The organism is Limosilactobacillus ingluviei DSM 15946 (assembly GCF_001435775.1).
GTDB lineage: Bacteria > Bacillota > Bacilli > Lactobacillales > Lactobacillaceae > Limosilactobacillus > Limosilactobacillus ingluviei.
This window is the reverse complement of the sequence record NZ_AZFK01000077.1, coordinates 66004-81880: the sequence shown is the minus strand read 5'-3', so window position 1 is coordinate 81880 and position 15877 is coordinate 66004. Positions and strand designations below refer to the sequence as shown.

The 15877-nt window shown below is 53.5% G+C and carries 15 protein-coding genes and 1 tRNA gene; 11 read left to right on the top strand and 5 right to left on the bottom strand.

All coding sequences use genetic code 11. The annotated features are described in order from the left end of the window. Positions 1 to 76: 76 nt before the first annotated feature. The 5 genes from FC43_RS08295 (at position 77) to FC43_RS08275 (ending at position 4752) form a co-directional block, all read left to right on the top strand. Positions 77 to 505, top strand: a complete 429-nt coding sequence (locus FC43_RS08295) for an OsmC family protein (RefSeq protein ID WP_056955333.1) — start codon at positions 77 to 79, stop codon at positions 503 to 505. Further along, the gene (locus tag FC43_RS08290) at positions 505 to 1518 is read left to right on the top strand and encodes a lipoate--protein ligase (protein WP_056955332.1); all 1014 of its coding nucleotides are present in this window, start codon (positions 505 to 507) and stop codon (positions 1516 to 1518) included. The genes FC43_RS08295 and FC43_RS08290 overlap by 1 nt, the downstream gene beginning before the upstream one ends. 199 nt (positions 1519 to 1717) lie before the next feature. Further along, positions 1718 to 3082 carry an APC family permease gene (locus FC43_RS08285; RefSeq protein ID WP_056955331.1) on the top strand — a complete coding sequence of 455 codons (1365 nt, stop codon included), beginning with the start codon at positions 1718 to 1720 and terminating at the stop codon, positions 3080 to 3082. A gap of 243 nt (positions 3083 to 3325) precedes the next feature. Then, positions 3326 to 4162 carry an exodeoxyribonuclease III gene (locus tag FC43_RS08280; protein WP_056955330.1) on the top strand — a complete coding sequence of 279 codons (837 nt, stop codon included), beginning with the start codon at positions 3326 to 3328 and terminating at the stop codon, positions 4160 to 4162. After that, positions 4162 to 4752, top strand: coding sequence for an alpha/beta fold hydrolase (locus FC43_RS08275; RefSeq protein WP_056955329.1), 591 nt, complete (start codon positions 4162 to 4164; stop codon positions 4750 to 4752). Before FC43_RS08280 ends, FC43_RS08275 begins: the two co-directional genes overlap by 1 nt. A 220-nt stretch (positions 4753 to 4972) precedes the next feature. Here the strand turns inward: FC43_RS08275 and FC43_RS08270 are convergent, their stop codons facing one another. Beyond that, positions 4973 to 5911, bottom strand: coding sequence for a phosphoglycerate dehydrogenase (locus tag FC43_RS08270; RefSeq protein WP_056955328.1), 939 nt, complete (start codon positions 5909 to 5911; stop codon positions 4973 to 4975). Between the two features lie 109 nt (positions 5912 to 6020). On the opposite strand from FC43_RS08270, the gene FC43_RS08265 reads away from it, so the two are divergent. Beyond that, positions 6021 to 6094, top strand: a tRNA-Thr gene (locus FC43_RS08265). A 256-nt stretch (positions 6095 to 6350) separates the two neighbouring features. Here FC43_RS08265 and FC43_RS11615 read toward each other — a convergent pair. Next, positions 6351 to 6545: a putative holin-like toxin gene (locus tag FC43_RS11615; RefSeq protein ID WP_338128222.1), complete on the bottom strand. Its 195-nt coding sequence runs from the start codon at positions 6543 to 6545 to the stop codon at positions 6351 to 6353. A 152-nt stretch (positions 6546 to 6697) separates the two neighbouring features. Continuing rightward, the gene (locus FC43_RS08260) at positions 6698 to 8569 is read right to left on the bottom strand and encodes a phage tail tip lysozyme (protein ID WP_156648362.1); all 1872 of its coding nucleotides are present in this window, start codon (positions 8567 to 8569) and stop codon (positions 6698 to 6700) included. Positions 8570 to 8759: 190 nt separating this feature from the next. On the opposite strand from FC43_RS08260, the gene FC43_RS08255 reads away from it, so the two are divergent. Next, entirely contained in the window at positions 8760 to 9422 is a 663-nt protein-coding gene (locus FC43_RS08255) for a L,D-transpeptidase (protein WP_056955326.1), read from the top strand. A gap of 36 nt (positions 9423 to 9458) precedes the next feature. On the opposite strand, the gene FC43_RS08250 is transcribed toward FC43_RS08255, so the two are convergent. Continuing rightward, positions 9459 to 9701 carry a hypothetical protein gene (locus FC43_RS08250; protein WP_019206468.1) on the bottom strand — a complete coding sequence of 81 codons (243 nt, stop codon included), beginning with the start codon at positions 9699 to 9701 and terminating at the stop codon, positions 9459 to 9461. Positions 9702 to 9955: 254 nt separating this feature from the next. On the opposite strand from FC43_RS08250, the gene FC43_RS08245 reads away from it, so the two are divergent. Both FC43_RS08245 and FC43_RS08240 read left to right on the top strand, forming a co-directional pair. After that, the gene (locus FC43_RS08245) at positions 9956 to 11212 is read left to right on the top strand and encodes a D-alanyl-D-alanine carboxypeptidase family protein (protein WP_056955325.1); all 1257 of its coding nucleotides are present in this window, start codon (positions 9956 to 9958) and stop codon (positions 11210 to 11212) included. A gap of 233 nt (positions 11213 to 11445) precedes the next feature. Further along, positions 11446 to 12618, top strand: coding sequence for a cation:proton antiporter (locus FC43_RS08240; protein WP_056955324.1), 1173 nt, complete (start codon positions 11446 to 11448; stop codon positions 12616 to 12618). A 40-nt stretch (positions 12619 to 12658) separates the two neighbouring features. On the opposite strand, the gene FC43_RS08235 is transcribed toward FC43_RS08240, so the two are convergent. Next, a complete protein-coding gene (locus tag FC43_RS08235) occupies positions 12659 to 13282 on the bottom strand; it encodes a histidine phosphatase family protein (protein WP_056955323.1) in 624 nt (207 codons plus the stop codon). A 290-nt stretch (positions 13283 to 13572) separates the two neighbouring features. Between FC43_RS08235 and serC the strand changes: the two genes are divergently transcribed. Next, positions 13573 to 14646, top strand: coding sequence for a 3-phosphoserine/phosphohydroxythreonine transaminase (serC, locus tag FC43_RS08230; protein WP_056955322.1), 1074 nt, complete (start codon positions 13573 to 13575; stop codon positions 14644 to 14646). Positions 14647 to 14679: 33 nt separating this feature from the next. After that, the gene (locus FC43_RS08225) at positions 14680 to 15846 is read left to right on the top strand and encodes a phosphoglycerate dehydrogenase (RefSeq protein ID WP_056955321.1); all 1167 of its coding nucleotides are present in this window, start codon (positions 14680 to 14682) and stop codon (positions 15844 to 15846) included. Positions 15847 to 15877: the final 31 nt, after the last annotated feature.

The window sequence follows — 15877 nt, the reverse complement described above, 5'->3', positions numbered from 1 at the left end:
GCCCTTTCATTGACTTAAAGTAAGCGGTATAATAGTGACAACGTTTGCACAAGATCAAAGAATGGGGGCCAAAACGATGGCAAAGGATGTAAAGTACACGACCTGGGTCGAAAACGAAGTCGGAATCCAAGGGGTGGCCGGTAGCCTCGATGGGGAATTGGCGGTGACGGTCAGCTCCCCGCTCAAGCCAGTCGCGGGGACCAATCCGGAACAATTGATTGGCTTATCGTTAGCAACCTGCCTGAACGCCACGTTACAGGCAGAAGAAAAGCGGCGCGGCTTGCTGCACGAAAGCGTCGTCCGGGTGAAGGTCGAATTTGGCCCGGATGAGCCGGGCTACCAATTCTGGTTGACCGCTTACGTCAAAATTCCGCAAGTTGACCGCGCGACGGGGGCCGCGATGCTGGCCACGGCCGAACAACGCTGCCCCGTCGCCAAGCTGTTAGCCGGCAGCGCCAACGTCCAGGTGCAATTAGTTGATGAATTTCCGGAGGCTGAAGCGTAATGAAGTACTTAGTCACTGACAGTCGCGATATTCGTTACAATTTGGCCCTGGAAACGGTGCTGATGGAGCAAGCGGATTTAAGCGAACCGATCCTGTATTTCTACATTAACTCCCCGTGCATTATCCTGGGGCGCAATCAAAACGCCTATGATGAAGTCAACCTGGCCTACGTTAAGGACCACGACATTATCGTGACCCGCCGGACCTCCGGGGGCGGGGCGGTCTTTGATGACCTCGGCAACGTCAGCTTCTCATTTATCACCAAGGACGACGGGGCCTCGAACGGGAATTTCGCTAAGTTTACCACCCCGGTGTTGGCGGCCTTGCACAAAATGGGGGCGACCGGCGCTGAATTGGTCGGCCGCAACGACTTACAGATTGATGGCAAGAAGTTCTCCGGCAATGCGATGCGCTTGGAGCACGGCCGGATGTTCTCCCACGGGACGTTGATGTACGACGTCGACCTCGACGTGATTGGCCAGGCCTTGACCGTGCCCAAGGACAAGATCGCCGCGAAGGGGATCAAGTCGGTCCACGCCCGGGTGACGAACTTAAAACCTTACTTTACCCCGGCCTACCAACACCTGACGATTGAAGAATTCCGGGACACCCTGGCCAAGGAGATTTTAGGGGTGACCGATTTGGCGGACGCCACGGAATATGTCTTGGATGAAGCCACCAAGCAGGCGGTGGCCGACTTAAACGCCAAGGTCTTCTCCAATTGGGACTGGGTCTACGGTAAGTCCCCGGCCGCCGCAATCCAACACCGCCAACACTTTGCTCAAGGGACGATTGACTTCCGCCTGCAAGTGACCGGCGGGAAAATTACCGCTTTAAAAACTTACGGCGACTTCTTCGGCCAACAAGACGTGGCCGAATTTGAACAGCGCCTCCAAGGGGTACGCTACGACTACGAGTCCGTCACGGCCGCCTTGGCGGATGTGGACTTAAGTGCCTACTTTGGCAAGATTCCAGCCGCGGCGGTTGTGGATCTCTTGTTACGCCAAGAGTAGCTGTTCCACGTGAAACAAAAGCAATTCAGCGAGCTGGGACGTCCGATGGCGTTGCCGGCTCGTTTTAATTTGCCAGGCGAAAGGCAAGCGTGGTATAGTAAAGTTTCGGATTAGCTACCGCGGTTTGCGGTATAATTAAGAACGTTAAACTCGCAACGGAGCCTAGGCGGCGCCGATAGAAAGAGAGAATGTTGGAAAAATGAATAATAAAGTTGATATTAATCAGCTCCTGTCCAGTATCAGTGGCAAACCGGAGAGTGAGCGGACCCTGAGTTTGTTTGACTTAGCAGTGCTGGGGATCGGGGCAATGATCGGGACCGGGATCTTGGTCTTAACCGGGGTGGTGGCCGCGACCGATGCCGGCCCGGGGGTGGTCGTCTCCTTCCTGATTGCGGCGTTGGCCAGTGGTTTGATCGGGATGTGTTACGCCGAATTATCGACGACGATTCCCAACTCCGGGAGCGCCTACGTCTACGCCTGGGTCACGATGGGCCAATTCGTTGGTTTCTTGGCCGGGTGGACCTTGGTCGGGGTCTACATTACCACCACGGCGACGGTTGCCAACGGTTGGACCGGCTACTTCCAGTCCTTCCTGGAAGAATTAGGAGTCCGATTGCCCCACGCCCTGCTGACCAATCCGGCCAGTGGTGGCTGGGTGAACTTGCCGGCCCTGGTGATGACCTTGCTGATTACCTTTATCCTGAGCCGGGGAACCAGTGAAAGCAAGCTCTTGAATAACGCCTTGGTGGTAATCAAAATTGCGATTATCCTCTTGTTTATCATCGTCAGTGCCAAGGATGTCAATCCGACCCACTGGCACCCCTTTTTCCCGTACGGCGGCAGTGGGGTGATGTCCGGCGCCGCGGCGGTCTTCTTTACTTTCCTGGGCTTTGATGCTTTGGCGACGTCGGCTGAAGATGCCAAGCAAGTTCAAAAGAACCTGCCGCGGGCGATTATCATCTCGCTGTTGGTCTCGACGACTTTGTACGTTGTAGTCAGCTTGGTGATGACCGGGGTCGTGACCTATAAGGATCTGAACGTTTCTGAAGCCATGGCGACGGTCCTCTTATTAAAGGGCCACACCTTGACGGCGCAAATTGTCTCGGCCGGGGCGATCCTCGGGATCATGGCCGTGGTATATGCCTTTGTGTACGCTGGGGCAAACGTGACGATGGCGATGAGCCGCGGGGGTCTGTTGCCGAGCGCCTGGGCTAAGTTGGATGAACGCCACCAAAGTCCGAACCGGGCCCTGTGGATTAACGGGATCCTGGCGGCAGCCTTAGCCGGCTTTGTCAACCTACGCAACCTGGCCTTGATTGCCAACGTCGGGTCCCTGACCGTCTTTGCCTTGATCTCCTTAGTGGTGATCTTGTTGCGGCGCCAGCACCCGAATCTCAAGCGGCCGTTTAAGGTGCCGTTTGGCCACACCTTGCCAATCCTGTCGATCTTAATCTGTGTCTTGCTGCTGGGCAACATCAGCTTGGACGCGTGGTTGACCTACGGGGCCTGGTTGGTAGCCGGGGTGATCTTCTACTTTGCTTATTCCCGGCAAAAATTAATGTAATTGCGAACGCTGGACCAGGTGGGGTCCGGCGTTTTTTCGTAAAGGGGCGGAGCTGACCACCGGGAATATTTATAGCTAGGGGAAACAGCCGGGGGACCGGCCATGATTAGGCCGTTGCGACTTCACATCTTTGTAGACATCTCCGGGGCAATTCGAAAATTGGAAAAAAGGGGTGCCAACCGTGTCAGCGCGGCCACTTTCTGGTATCCTAATCGGTAGAAGAAACAAAGGGAGCGAAGCAAAATGAAGTTTATTTCCTGGAACATTGATTCCATTAACGCGGCCTTGACTGGCACTTCGGCCCGGGCCGCCGAAACCCGTACGACTCTACAAAACATTGCCACCCAAGCCCCGGCGGTGGTCGCGATTCAAGAAACCAAGTTGTCCGCCACCGGCCCGACGAAAAAACACTTGGCCGCGCTGGCGGACTTGTTTAAGGACTACCAAGTCGTTTGGCGCTCCTCGGTCGAACCCGCGCGCAAGGGGTATGCAGGGACGATGTACTTGATTCACCCGGCCTATGCGCCGACGGTCACCTACCCGACAATTGGCGCCCCGGCCCCGATGGATCAAGAAGGACGGATCATCACGCTGGAATTTCCGACCTTCTACCTAACGGAAGTGTATACGCCTAACGCCGGCAGTGGCCTCAAGCGTTTGGCCGAGCGACAGGTGTGGGATGATTGCTACCGCCAATACTTGCAGGAATTGGATGCGCAAAAGCCGGTGATTGCCAGCGGGGACTTTAACGTTGCCCACGAGGAAATTGACCTCGCGCACCCGGCTAATAACCACCACTCGGCTGGCTTTACTGATGAAGAACGGGGGCAATTTAGTAAACTGTTGGCGGCCGGTTTTACTGATACTTTCCGCTACCTCAACCCGACTACGACCGGCGTGTACTCCTGGTGGGCACAACGGGCGGTGACTTCTAAGCAGAACAATTCCGGCTGGCGGATCGACTACTGGCTGGTGTCAGACCGTTTGAAAGAGCAGGTCCAAGCTTCGACGATGATGGATACTGGGGCGCGGCGGGATCATGCCCCGATTGTCTTGGACATTGACTTGGGGGCTGAATAATGGGGACGGTCTTTGTATTACCCGATTTAGCAACGTCGGTCGCGCCATGGCAGAATTTACCGGTCGGCTACCGCACCTTGCAGGTAGCCGACTACCGGACCTTAGTTGATGCTAGTGGGGACTTTGAGCAACTGGTGGCAGAGACGGTGGCACTGGTCCGCCAGTTGCCCCAGCCGGTGACCTTAGTTGGTCACGGCTTTGGCGCCTTTTTAGCCTTGACGGTGGCGACGACGCAGTTTGGCCGCTTGGATCGTCTAGTCCTGGTGGCCCCCGCCTATCAGACCGGTAGTTACCGGACGAAATTGACGGGCTTGCACTTGAAGGGGGCGGGGCGGTTTAAGACCACGGCCCTGGATAAGGCGGTAACCTTGGCCCTCTACCGGACCGCCGCTCACCGGGATTTAACCAACCAACTGATGCACGTCCAGTGCCGGGTGGATATTTTCTGCGGGGAGCAGGATCGCGCCCACCGTCAAGCCGCGACTGATTTATACCACCGCTTGTTGGAAGGCCACTTGACGACCGTTCCCCAAACTGGCGCGACCCTAAACGAAGCAACCTTGCGGGCCGTGGGTGAGTTGCTGCGCTAATGCCTGTGGGTGAAACATTTTGCGTAAAATGCTTGCCAACGGTGGCGAAGCGGTGTAATCTATACACCATGAATGAACATCAATCGATAATTATTCATTCGGCCGCTGGATTTGCTTCACCCCAGCGGCGGGCAAGTGATAATTAGGACGGATCGGTATTCATGATTTGAAAGAGAATCACATCAAAAAACGCCTGACCAGTTGCGGTCAGGCGTTTTTCCTATGCATTGACGGCCCATAATGGTGCGTGGCCACTTAGGACCCGGATGATTTCTTCGGTCGCGTCATGGACGGCGCGGGCATTGGCTTCAATCGTACCACCGGCTACGTGCGGGGTTAAAAAGACGTTGTCGAGCTGCAAGAGCGGACTGTCTGCCGGCAGCGGTTCGGGATCAAAGGCATCCAGGGCGGCGGCGTGAATTTGGTGGTGCTTTAAGGCCGCGACCAGATCGTCGGTTACGATCAGTTGGCCCCGCCCGTAGTTGATCAGGTTGGCGGTCGGCTTCATGAGGGCCAGGGTATCCTTGTTGATCATCTCGGTTGTCTTTGGAGTGACCCGTGGGGTTAAGGAAATGAAGTCACTTTCCCGGTAGAGGGTCGGCAAGTCGACGAGCTGGCCAAAGTGGGGCTGCTTGGGGTGGTCGCCGTTATTGACCAAGATCTTCATCCCTAAGGCGGTCGCTTTTTCTTCCAGGGCCCGGCCGATACGGCCGTAGCCGATAATGCCGAGGGTTTGGCCCAGAATGTCGTGGCCACCGTTGGCCCGCACGGCCGGCCAGTGGCCACTCATAATCGCCCGGTTGCTGGCCATTAAGTTGCGGCCCAACACGAAGATCATGGCCAAAATCCCTTCGGCGACGGTGTTGTAGTTGGCCCGGGGCGTGATCGAGACGACCACGCCGTGTTCCTTGGCGACGGCGGGATTGACGTTATTGTAGCCGACGCCCAGCCGGGCTAAAATCTTCAACCGCGGGGTCTTGGCAAAGGTCGCATCGGGGATGGGTTCGAGGCCAAGGATGGCCCCATCGACTTGCTGGCCGTATTGGACAAGGGTAGCGGCGTCCACGGTCGGGACGGTAATTACGTTGATCCCGGCCTTAGCGAACAGCGGTTGGCTGGCGTCACCAATTACGGCGGGAATTAAGACAGTTGGTTGCATGTTGCTGATCCTTTCTGTTGGTGGTAAATTACCTTAATTGTACTCGCCACCAGGATCAAACCCGAGGAAAATGCTCACGTTGCGCAGAATGATCTGGTATACTAAAAATGCCATCTTAGCTCAGTTAGGTAGAGCACACCCATGGTAAGGGTGAGGTCGGCGGTTCAAGCCCGCTAGATGGCTTTAAACTTCGGGGTTAAAATGCTGATTTAAAGGTATTTTAGTAATAACGATTGCAATCTTTGCCAGGAGCAATTGAAAAGCAGGTTCAGCAATTAGCCAATGGCGGCGAAGCTGAACCTGCTGAGAACGAGTGACGAAAAAGATAGTTTGTGATACAATTTATGTATAAAGAGGCCGCTTTAAAGGCGGTGGCTTATGCAATGAAACAACTAAAAGCTGTCCCGCAACTCGCCAAAGTTAAGATGGGACGGCTTTTCTATTTGCGGTGATTGTCGATGTAGCTTAGCAACGTTAGCAAGAACGTGCCAAACAGTAGCATCAACGACAGCGCTTGAAAAACGCTCACCGTTGGCTGGCTCCTTTCTCCAAGGGTTATTGTGCACAGGCACCACCACCTGACGTTGGGAAACAGCCACCGCCCATAAAACTTCCTCTGGCGATATTGTATCATGTAATATGTAGCTTGCCGACCAGAAGCATCGCCGAATATACAGGTAGATAATAAAGAGCTTCTGCTGGGGTCTTAAACTGCAAAACGGCTAGTTCACTGGAATGTGAACTGGCCGTTTTATGTTAGTGGAATTTAGATTAAGATGACAAAGACTAAAGGACACGCCGGGCAAAGGAAGGCATCCAATATTTCATTTGGATTTCCTTTACGTTTTGGCCGGGTTCTGGAGCGTAAAGCATATTGCCATTCCCTGTGTAGATAGCCACATGGTAGGCTTGCCCACGGTTACCCCAGAACAATAAATCGCCGGCTTGTAAGTTGTTGAGGCTAACTTCGTAACCACAATTTTCTTGTTGGTAAGTAGTCCGTGGAAGCGAAATTCCGACTTGACCATATACGTATTGAACCAAACCAGAACAATCGAAGGCATTGGGCCCAGTTGCTCCATATTGATATGGCTTGCCCAGTTGTTGACGGGCTAAATTAACGATTTGATCCGCCTTGGAAACAGAGGTGGAAGAACTACCTTGGTCAACTGGGGCTCCCGTACCACTTGAAGCAGGATATGAGAAATTGTTAGAGTCATTCCCGAAAGTTTGCCCATTAGTGAGGTTCTTAATGGCAATGTAACGCCGAGCTCCAGAGTAGGCAGTATAGCCAATCCATAAGTAACCGTTGTTTTGGATCTTTTCATCGTAATAAATGGATTGACCTTGGCCAAGTCCACCAACAATTGCAGCGGAAGTGCTGGCTCCACTTCGGACGTTCATTCCAGCAGAATAGGTGATAGTAAACTGTCCGGATTGTTTAACTGATCCGGATTGAGTAGAAGTGTTACCACCGGTAGATGGCGCGCCGGTTCCACCAGTTGAAGAAGAGTTATTTTGGAAATCAAAATTATTGCTATCGTTACCGAATTTAAAACCATCTGATAGCCGTTCAATGGCTACATAGCGCCGAGGGCCGGAGTAAGAAACGTAGCTGGCCCATAAGTATCCATCAGCTTTGATTTTTTGGTCATAGGAAAATGATTGGCCATTGCTGTATGAAGCGACAATTGGTGCGGAAGTGCTGGCAGCGGAACGAACGTTCATCCCGTATCCGTAAGTAACGGTAAATTGCCCACTTTGCTTAAAGACGCCAGAATCAGATGGTTGCGTGGCCGTCCCGTCACCAATGGATTGATGGCTACCATTAGCAAAGTAATTATACCAGTAAGTCGCATAGTCCCCGCGAGCTGGTTGGTAAGCTACGGCCGGCCGCTCGAAGTTGGCGTTAAAAATCATGGCCAAATTGTAAGCCGATTGCGTACTGTGCATGTACTGGCTAGCCGTCATGGCTGAATATGAGGATGGATAGAATTGCAAGCCATGGGTCATTTGGTATTGAATGTAGGCACATTGTCCCGCCAAGGAAGCATAATTATAGCCGTTTGAATTACACCAGTTTTGCATGGCAGTAGCCGGTGTCCATTGAACTAGGCCGTAACCACCACCGCCGCCAATTTCCCATTGGTCTGGCTTGAGGCCCGATTCAGCAACCATATTTCCAAGCATACCAGCGGTTGCTTGAGAGGTCCAACCTTGGTTGATAAAGTAATTGTAAATGTAGGTCGCATTTGCAGTTTGCGTGGCAGTATAATAATTACTTACGAAGCTTACGAAAGGAAGCGACGCAGGATTAGTAGTAGCATCAGTTACAGAAGTGGGCTGATCAAGTGAGGGCGAATCACTCGCTGCACTAGCCGGGGCGGCAGTAACTGTCGTAGCAGAAGTGACAGGGGTAGCTACCGTTGCCGGAGTCGCTGATGAAGTAGTTGTGGTTGCTACTTGTGGACTAGGAGCAGCTGAAGAAGTTGAAGCATTAGTGGAAGTGCCCACTTGAGTAGTGGTGATAGCAGAATTTGAAATATCATTTTGCGAATTTTGATTAGTGGCTTGGTTAGAATCAGCAAAGCTAGTAGTGGTTCCTAATAAAAGAATGGCGGGAGCTACTAGCAACGTGCTGGCATATCGAAGTTTCAAAATTTTTGACTTCCTTTAGTTTGAATTAAATTCGCGAATTTGGTGATTATAATAGTTCTAAAAATAAAAAAAATACAAGCTTTGATTACAAAAAAATGCCCTAAATAGTTCATTGAATAATCATGCCGAAGGGAGTAGGCTAGGATTTAGTAGCAATTAGCGAAACTTTAGTTAAGGAGTTAGAAAATACATGAACGGTAAAAATCTGCGGATCTTCTATTGGGTTATTTGTGGCCTGATGGTAATCCTCTGTGTTCATTTAGAGTGGTCGCGCGTCAAGGGTAATGACGAGCTTAAGACTACGGCCACCGTTACCCAATCCGCCCAAACTGTTCAAGCTGATTCGGTAACGCAAGCGGGCGATTCGGCCCACATGCGGACGCCAATCGACTGGCACAAATCTTCGGAAACGGTCCCGTACCCGGACTTAAAGACGGTCAAAAACTTTTGGATTAAGGTCAGCTTGAAGCATAACCGGACGTACTTGTACGATGGAAGTAAATTGCTTTACACAATGTACAGTACCGGTGGGATGTACCAAAAGGATCCCCAAACAGGCCAAATGAAAAGCATGACGCCAACGGGCACCTTCTATGCCCAGGCCGAACGGGGCGATACCTTTTTCAACCAAAGCCTCAACGAAGGGGCCAACTACTGGGTCTCGTGGAAGGACCACGGTACCTACCTCTTCCACAGTGTACCGACCGAGGCCGGTGGCGCTTATAACGCCAAGGAAGCGGCTAAGTTAGGGAAGAGCACTGGCTCGCACGGTTGCATTCGGTTGTCGATTCCCGATGCCAAGTGGATGGCCGCTAATTTGCCGGTCGGCACCAAAATTGTGATTCAAGACTAAAGAAAGCCGCCGGTCCAACCGACCGACGGCCATTTATTAATCATCAGGGCTCAAGTAATCTAACAGGGCCTTGAAGAAGAGAGTGAAGTTCATTACGATCAGGAGCCGAATGAACAATCCCCAGGGCACCAAGTGCAAATTAGCATAAAAGAGGTGCAACGAACTGTACAGGAGGATAATCAACACGTAAAGAAAGTTCGCGCGCAAGATATCTTTGGACCACTTGTGGTGAACGGTGTAGTCCCAAAAATAACTAAGCCAAGCACGAATGTAATTCATTATTAATCCTCCCTAATACAGAAACTGGGCCAAGAAAATGGCGATTACCGAAAAGATAATGGCCGTTAAATAGGCGTCCTTGAGGTTCTTGCGCATAAAAAATTCACCAATCCTTCGTGTGTTCTCCTAATGGCTTGGATTATACACCAAATTCTTTTTCTTGCAAGTTGGCCCTTGATTTTGAGTAATTTCACAGCATTAGGCTTAAAAAACGCTGTGAAAACGGTAAAAATAGTGAAAGTGGGGAATGAACCGTGAAAAAACTGCGCCAACTCCTGGGTGTCTTGCTGGCTATCCTTTGTGTCAGCAGCCTGGCCCCAGCTGGCCATGCGGCGGCCACGACCGCTGTGGATGCCAAGGCCGCTGTCCTGGTCGATGCCCAGACCGGGCAGATTATTTACCAACAAAACGCGAAACAAAAACTCCCGATTGCGTCCATCAGCAAGCTCTTAACTGTCTTGGTGATTGAAGATGAAATTGCCCGGGGGGACTTGAACTGGGATACCCGCGTGGCAATCTCTAAGGACGTGGCTGCCGTCGCCAATAATCCGGAATACTCCAATGCTGGCTTGCAACAAGGAGCCACTTATACGGTTGGCGAGCTGGTCCAAGCAGCCCTGATTAAGTCCGCCGATGGGGCAACCTTGGCGTTGGCCGGGGCGGTGGGCGATTCTACGGCCGCCTTTAACCAGAAAATGCAAAAAAAGGCCCGCGCACTTGGGGTCAAGGATGCTCAGATCGTCAATGCCGTTGGCCTGCAAAATGAGGATCTGCCGACCAAACTTCAGGTCAAAGGGGTCAGTGGCAAGGCTGAAAATGAAATGAGTGCAACGGACGTGGCGAAAATTGCCAGCTACCTGCTGGCTCACTATCCCCGGGCGGCCCGGGTCGCTGGCCAGCGGACGATGCAACTGACCACGCCGAATGGGGCTTCCAAGACGCTGACTAATATCAACCAACTCTTGACCAATACGGCGTATGCGGTGGCCGGGGTCAAATACACCGGCCTGAAAACCGGGACGTCGCACGCGGCGGGCTATTGCTTGGCTTCTTCAGCCACCTATCAAGGGCGGACCTTGGTAGCTGTCGTCTTACACGCTAACGGGACCACCACCAGTCGCTTTACGGCGACCCAGCACCTCTACCAGTGGTTGGTCGACCAACAAATTCAGCCCCGGCAGTTGACCTTGGGCGCTCAGGCGAAACGAATTGCGGTCAAGGGCGGTTTACCGCTCAAGGTGCCGGTTCAAGCTCCTGCGCTGGTGGTTTGGACTAAACCTGGCGCCAGCCTACCCAAGTACCAAGCAGTCGTGAAATTGAATCCGCGCCTGGCAACCAACGATGCCTTACGCGCCCCGCTCAAACGGGGGACGAAGGTCGGAACCGTGAGCGTTAAAACGACTGGCTTGCCAAGTCTTACTCGTCACCGCCTGCACGCGGACCTATACACCACCCAACAAGTCGATAAGGCCAGCTTCATTCGGATCTTGTGGCACCGCCTTGTTGGTTAAGCCTTTTTAACCGGTCGGGAACCTTTAACTTTCCCCACCGGCTTTTTTGTTGTTATAATTAAAATTGGTTAAGTGTTTCCTCATATGCCGGGACCACCTCCGGGTACTTTACGAGCGGTTCAACTCCCCTGACCAACCCCGCGCCCCATTCGACCGCGGCTGGTGGGGTGGTTTGCCCTTTTTGACCCTTCGGTTTCGGCACTTAGCAACGATGCGAAAGGAAGGTATCGCACATGGAATTTATTGCCACTTTAGCTGGCATTCTGCTAGTGACCCAGCTGGTTTCCCACGTTTTTACCCGGGTGGGGATCCCCGATGTGATCGGCCAGATCTTGGTCGGGGTGATCGCGGGTCCCGCGCTCTTAAATTGGATCCACCCCGGGGGAATGATCAATGAGTTTCAAGAAATTGGGGTCATTATCTTAATGTTTATTGCCGGGCTGGAAAGTGATCTGTCCCTGCTTAAAAAATACCTCAAGCCCGCCGTTGTCGTGGCCCTGGCGGGGATTCTCCTGCCGATTATCGTCATGGGCGTGGCCGCCGATTTGTTTGGCTTGCAGTGGTTCGAATCCCTCTTTATTGGGGTGATCTTTGCCGCTACCTCGGTCAGCATTTCCGTGGCCGTCTTGCGGGAATACCAGCAGTTGGGCTCCAAAGAAGGGGCGACGATTTTAGGCGCGGCCGTAGCTGATGATATTGGGGCGGTGATGGCCTTAAGTATTTTGATCAGTATGAATGGCGGCGCCGGGGCCGACGTGGGCCACGGCAGCTTGCTCTTGACCTTGCTCAAACAGGTCCTGTTCTTCGGGGGGGCCTACCTCTTGATTCGCTGGTTGGCGCCCATTTTGATGCACCTGGCCGGGCAACTATTAACGATTGCGGCTCCGTCAGTCATGGCAATGGTGATCTGCTTGGGCATGGCCGCCTTAGCTGATGTGGTCGGCTTGAGTGGGGCCGTTGGGTCCTTCTTTGCCGGGATTGCGGTCGCCAACACCAAGAAAAAAGAGGCGATTAACCGCAGCTTTGTGCCGATTGGCTATGCGATCTTTATTCCGGTTTTCTTCGTGAACGTGGGCCTGTCAATGAAGTTGAGCACGGATTGGCATGCTTGGATCTTTATCATTATCATGACGATCCTGGCCTGCCTGACGAAGCTTTTAGGGGCCGGTGGTGGCGCCAAATTAATGGGCTTCTCTTGGCCGAGTTCTTATATCATCGGCAGTGGGATGATTGCCCGGGGCGAGATGTCATTGATTACCGCCCAGATCGGCTATGAAGCCCACCTCTTGTCGACGGAATACTACTCCGACATTATCACGGTGATTGTCTTGGCAACCCTATTGGCCCCGTTTATTTTGAAACATTCGTTAAAATCGACCCATCACCTGGCGGCGGTCAGTGAATAACAAAGTCCCCAGCTGGCAGCTGCCAGCTGGGGACTTTTCCTTAGAAGCTAATCGTAGCGGTGCGGTTGTAGTAGACCAGGTGTTGTTCGTGGGTAGTGGGGTCGATGATAATCTTGCTGACGCTGCAGTTGGCCGGTTCTAAGATTTCAAGGGCTTGGCAATTGACCACGTTGGCGGCAAAGGAGCGGACGGTAAAGCCGTGGGTGACGATCACCACTTGCTCGGTCGGGTGCGCTTGGGCGATCTCATCAGTAAAGCTTTTCACCCGGGCCTGGACGGTCGCAAAAGTTTCACCCTGAGCCACGGCCGCATAGCTCGGCTTGACGTCTTCAATCAGCGGGTAAAAATGTTCCGGGTACTGGGCCATCAGGTCGGCATTTAACTGGCCGTCCCATTGCCCATAGGAAATTTCTAACAAGCGCGCGTCTTCAATCACCGGCAATTGGGCTTGGGAGTTTAGGATCGCGGCCGTTTGCTTGGTCCGTTCCAAGGGGGAGACGTACAGGGCGTTGGCGCCGCTCAGATCGAAGTGGGCGGCCAGCTCGGTAGCTTGGGCGCGGCCGACCTCGGAGAGGTAGGTCTGCGGGGTATTGATCGTGCCTTGCTTAAGTCCGGCAGCGTTGGCGGGTGTCCGCCCGTGGCGAACAATCAGTAATTCGGTCATAGAAAGGCCTCCTTTTAACGAATCAGTCTGGCTTCATTGTAGCAGATTTTCGCCGGGTGTTGACAAAGAATGAACTTTAAATTAAAATTTGATTAACAAAAACGTTCCCGAAGGAAAGGAGAAAGTCCAGATGTTACAACGAAACGACAACTTGTCTTCCTCCCGGTCTGCTAGCTAATAGGAGGCCGTCATTTGGGTTGGCCTCCACAACCGGTGGGGACCAGCAAAGTGAGGTTCCCACCACGGTGGGGGCCTTTTTTCTTTGTTGATCCAGCGGAAAGGGGTAACTTATGCCAATTTATAATTTTGCGGCCGGGCCCGCGGTCCTGCCCGCACCAGTCTTACAGCAAGTCCAAGCCGAATTGCTCGACTACCAAGGTAGCCACATGAGCATTTTAGAAATTTCGCACCGTTCCAGTCTCTTTACTGAGCTCTATGCCCAGGCCAAGGAACGCTTACTGAATTTATTAGAGCTAAGCGATGATTACGAAGTGCTGTTTTTGCAGGGCGGGGCGACCTTGCAGTTTACGATGGTTCCATTAAACTTAGCGGTCAAACACCACCGGATCGCGATTGCCCAAACCGGCCACTGGGCGGCCCGCGCCGTTGAAGAAGCCCGCCGCCTGCCGGATTTGACGGTGGACGTGGTAACTGATGCCGGTCCGGATTATACCACCATTCCGGCGCTCCCGGCCCTCCCCGAAGACCAGTATGATTACCTGCACCTGACGACTAACAATACGATTTACGGGACGGCCTACCATCACTTGCCCGCAACGTCCGTTCCGCTGGTTGGGGATTTATCCTCAAACTTCTTGGGGCAACAATATCCCTTTGACCAATTTGACTTGATTTACGCCGGCGCCCAGAAGAATCTTGCCCCGGCTGGGGTGACGATTGTCGTCGTCAAAAAATCCCGCTTAGCCCAGGTCCCGGCTGGCTTGCCAAGTATGCTTGACTATGCGGCGTTGGCGAAAAAAGACTCGGCGCTAAACACCCCACCAGTCTTTCAAATCTACGTGGCCAACCTGGTCTTAAAGTGGCTTCAAGACCAGGGCGGTGTCGCCGCGATAGCCGCTGAAAACACCCGCAAGGCCCAGGTCCTGTATGATTTCTTGGCGCAATCGCGTCTCTTTAACAATCCGGTGGCCCCAGCCGCCCGCTCCTTGACCAACATTCCGTTTGTGACCGGCGATGCGGCTCTGGATGCCGCCTTCCTTGCCGAAGCGACGGCGGCGGGCCTGTTGAACTTAAAGGGGCACCGTTCGGTTGGTGGGATGCGGGCCAGCCTGTACAATGCCATGCCGTACGAAGGGGTCGTCGCCTTGCGCGACTTCATGGCCGCCTTTGAAAAACACCACTAATGTTCCACGTGAAACCAGAAAGGATGAAGCTGCATGTACCACGTTAAAACTTACAATGCGATTGCCCCGGCCGGGTTGGCGACCTTAAGTGACCAATACCGAGTTAACCAGCCCCAAGCCGCGCCAGATGCCTACATGATCCGCTCGGTAGATTTGCACGAGCATGAATTTCCCGCCAGCCTGAAGGTAATTGCCCGTTGCGGGGCCGGCTTTAACAATATCCCGCTCGACCGGGCCAGTGCCGCCGGAATCGCCGTCTTTAATACCCCGGGCGGCAATGCCAACGCGGTCAAGGAACTGGTCCTGGCGATGATGATTGCGGCCAACCGGAACCTGATTGCGGCCGCGGAATGGACCCAACAAGTCGCCGCCGGGGCCGACATTACCCTGGAAGCCAAAAAGAGCCAGTTTAACGGCCAGGAAATTGCCGGTAAAAAATTAGCGGTGATCGGGACCGGCCACGTGGGCTCATTGGTCGCGAATGCGGGGGAAGCGTTGGGGATGGAAGTGGTCGGCTACGATCCCTACCTGTCGGTGGAATCGGCCTGGAACCTGTCGCGTAATGTACACCGGGCGGCAACCTTAGCCGAAGCGGTTGCCGGGGCCGATTTTGTGACGGTCCACGTCCCAAAAAATGAGGAGACAACCGGGATGATTGATGCCGGCTTACTGGCCCAGCTCAAACCGACCGCGGTCCTGTTAAACTTTGCTCGACTGGGAATTGTGGACAACGAAGCGGCAGTCGCGGCGCTCAATGCGGGCCGGCTCCGCTGGTATCTGACCGACTTTAGTGACGCTACGCTTCAGGGACACCCCCGCGTCGTGATCTTGCCGCACCTCGGCGGCTCGACGGTGGAAGCCGAAGCCAACTGCGCCAAGCTGGCGGCCCAAGAATTAATGACCTTTTTGGAAACCGGCAACGTCGTCAATTCGGTCAACCTGCCGAACGTGTCGGCGCCCTTTGCCAGTGATCACCGCCTGACCTTGATCCACCAAAATATTCCCAACATGCTGGGGCAGATCTCGACGGTGATTGCCAACGCCGGGATCAACATCGAAAATTTGGTGAACCGCTCGCGGGGTGATTACGCCTACACGATGGTTGATGTCGCCTCGATGCCCCCGACTGCGGCGGAAGCCTTGGTCGCCACGCTGGGCCAAATTGAAGCGGTTAGCCGGATCCGACTCTTGCACCGCTAACCAAAGCTAAAATGGCACGACTTGCGAACAG

Excerpts from the sequence above, each read along its gene's own strand:
- FC43_RS08295 (WP_056955333.1), top strand. The coding sequence starts at position 77 with ATGGCAAAGGATGTAAAGTACACGACCTGGGTCGAAAACGAAGTCGGA.
- FC43_RS08290 (WP_056955332.1), top strand. The coding sequence starts at position 505 with ATGAAGTACTTAGTCACTGACAGTCGCGATATTCGTTACAATTTGGCC.
- FC43_RS08285 (WP_056955331.1), top strand. The coding sequence starts at position 1,718 with ATGAATAATAAAGTTGATATTAATCAGCTCCTGTCCAGTATCAGTGGC.
- FC43_RS08280 (WP_056955330.1), top strand. The coding sequence starts at position 3,326 with ATGAAGTTTATTTCCTGGAACATTGATTCCATTAACGCGGCCTTGACT.
- FC43_RS08275 (WP_056955329.1), top strand. The coding sequence starts at position 4,162 with ATGGGGACGGTCTTTGTATTACCCGATTTAGCAACGTCGGTCGCGCCA.
- FC43_RS08270 (WP_056955328.1), bottom strand. The coding sequence starts at position 5,911 with ATGCAACCAACTGTCTTAATTCCCGCCGTAATTGGTGACGCCAGCCAA.
- FC43_RS11615 (WP_338128222.1), bottom strand. The coding sequence starts at position 6,545 with ATGATACAATATCGCCAGAGGAAGTTTTATGGGCGGTGGCTGTTTCCC.
- FC43_RS08255 (WP_056955326.1), top strand. The coding sequence starts at position 8,760 with ATGAACGGTAAAAATCTGCGGATCTTCTATTGGGTTATTTGTGGCCTG.
- FC43_RS08250 (WP_019206468.1), bottom strand. The coding sequence starts at position 9,701 with ATGAATTACATTCGTGCTTGGCTTAGTTATTTTTGGGACTACACCGTT.
- FC43_RS08240 (WP_056955324.1), top strand. The coding sequence starts at position 11,446 with ATGGAATTTATTGCCACTTTAGCTGGCATTCTGCTAGTGACCCAGCTG.
- FC43_RS08235 (WP_056955323.1), bottom strand. The coding sequence starts at position 13,282 with ATGACCGAATTACTGATTGTTCGCCACGGGCGGACACCCGCCAACGCT.
- serC (WP_056955322.1), top strand. The coding sequence starts at position 13,573 with ATGCCAATTTATAATTTTGCGGCCGGGCCCGCGGTCCTGCCCGCACCA.
- FC43_RS08225 (WP_056955321.1), top strand. The coding sequence starts at position 14,680 with ATGTACCACGTTAAAACTTACAATGCGATTGCCCCGGCCGGGTTGGCG.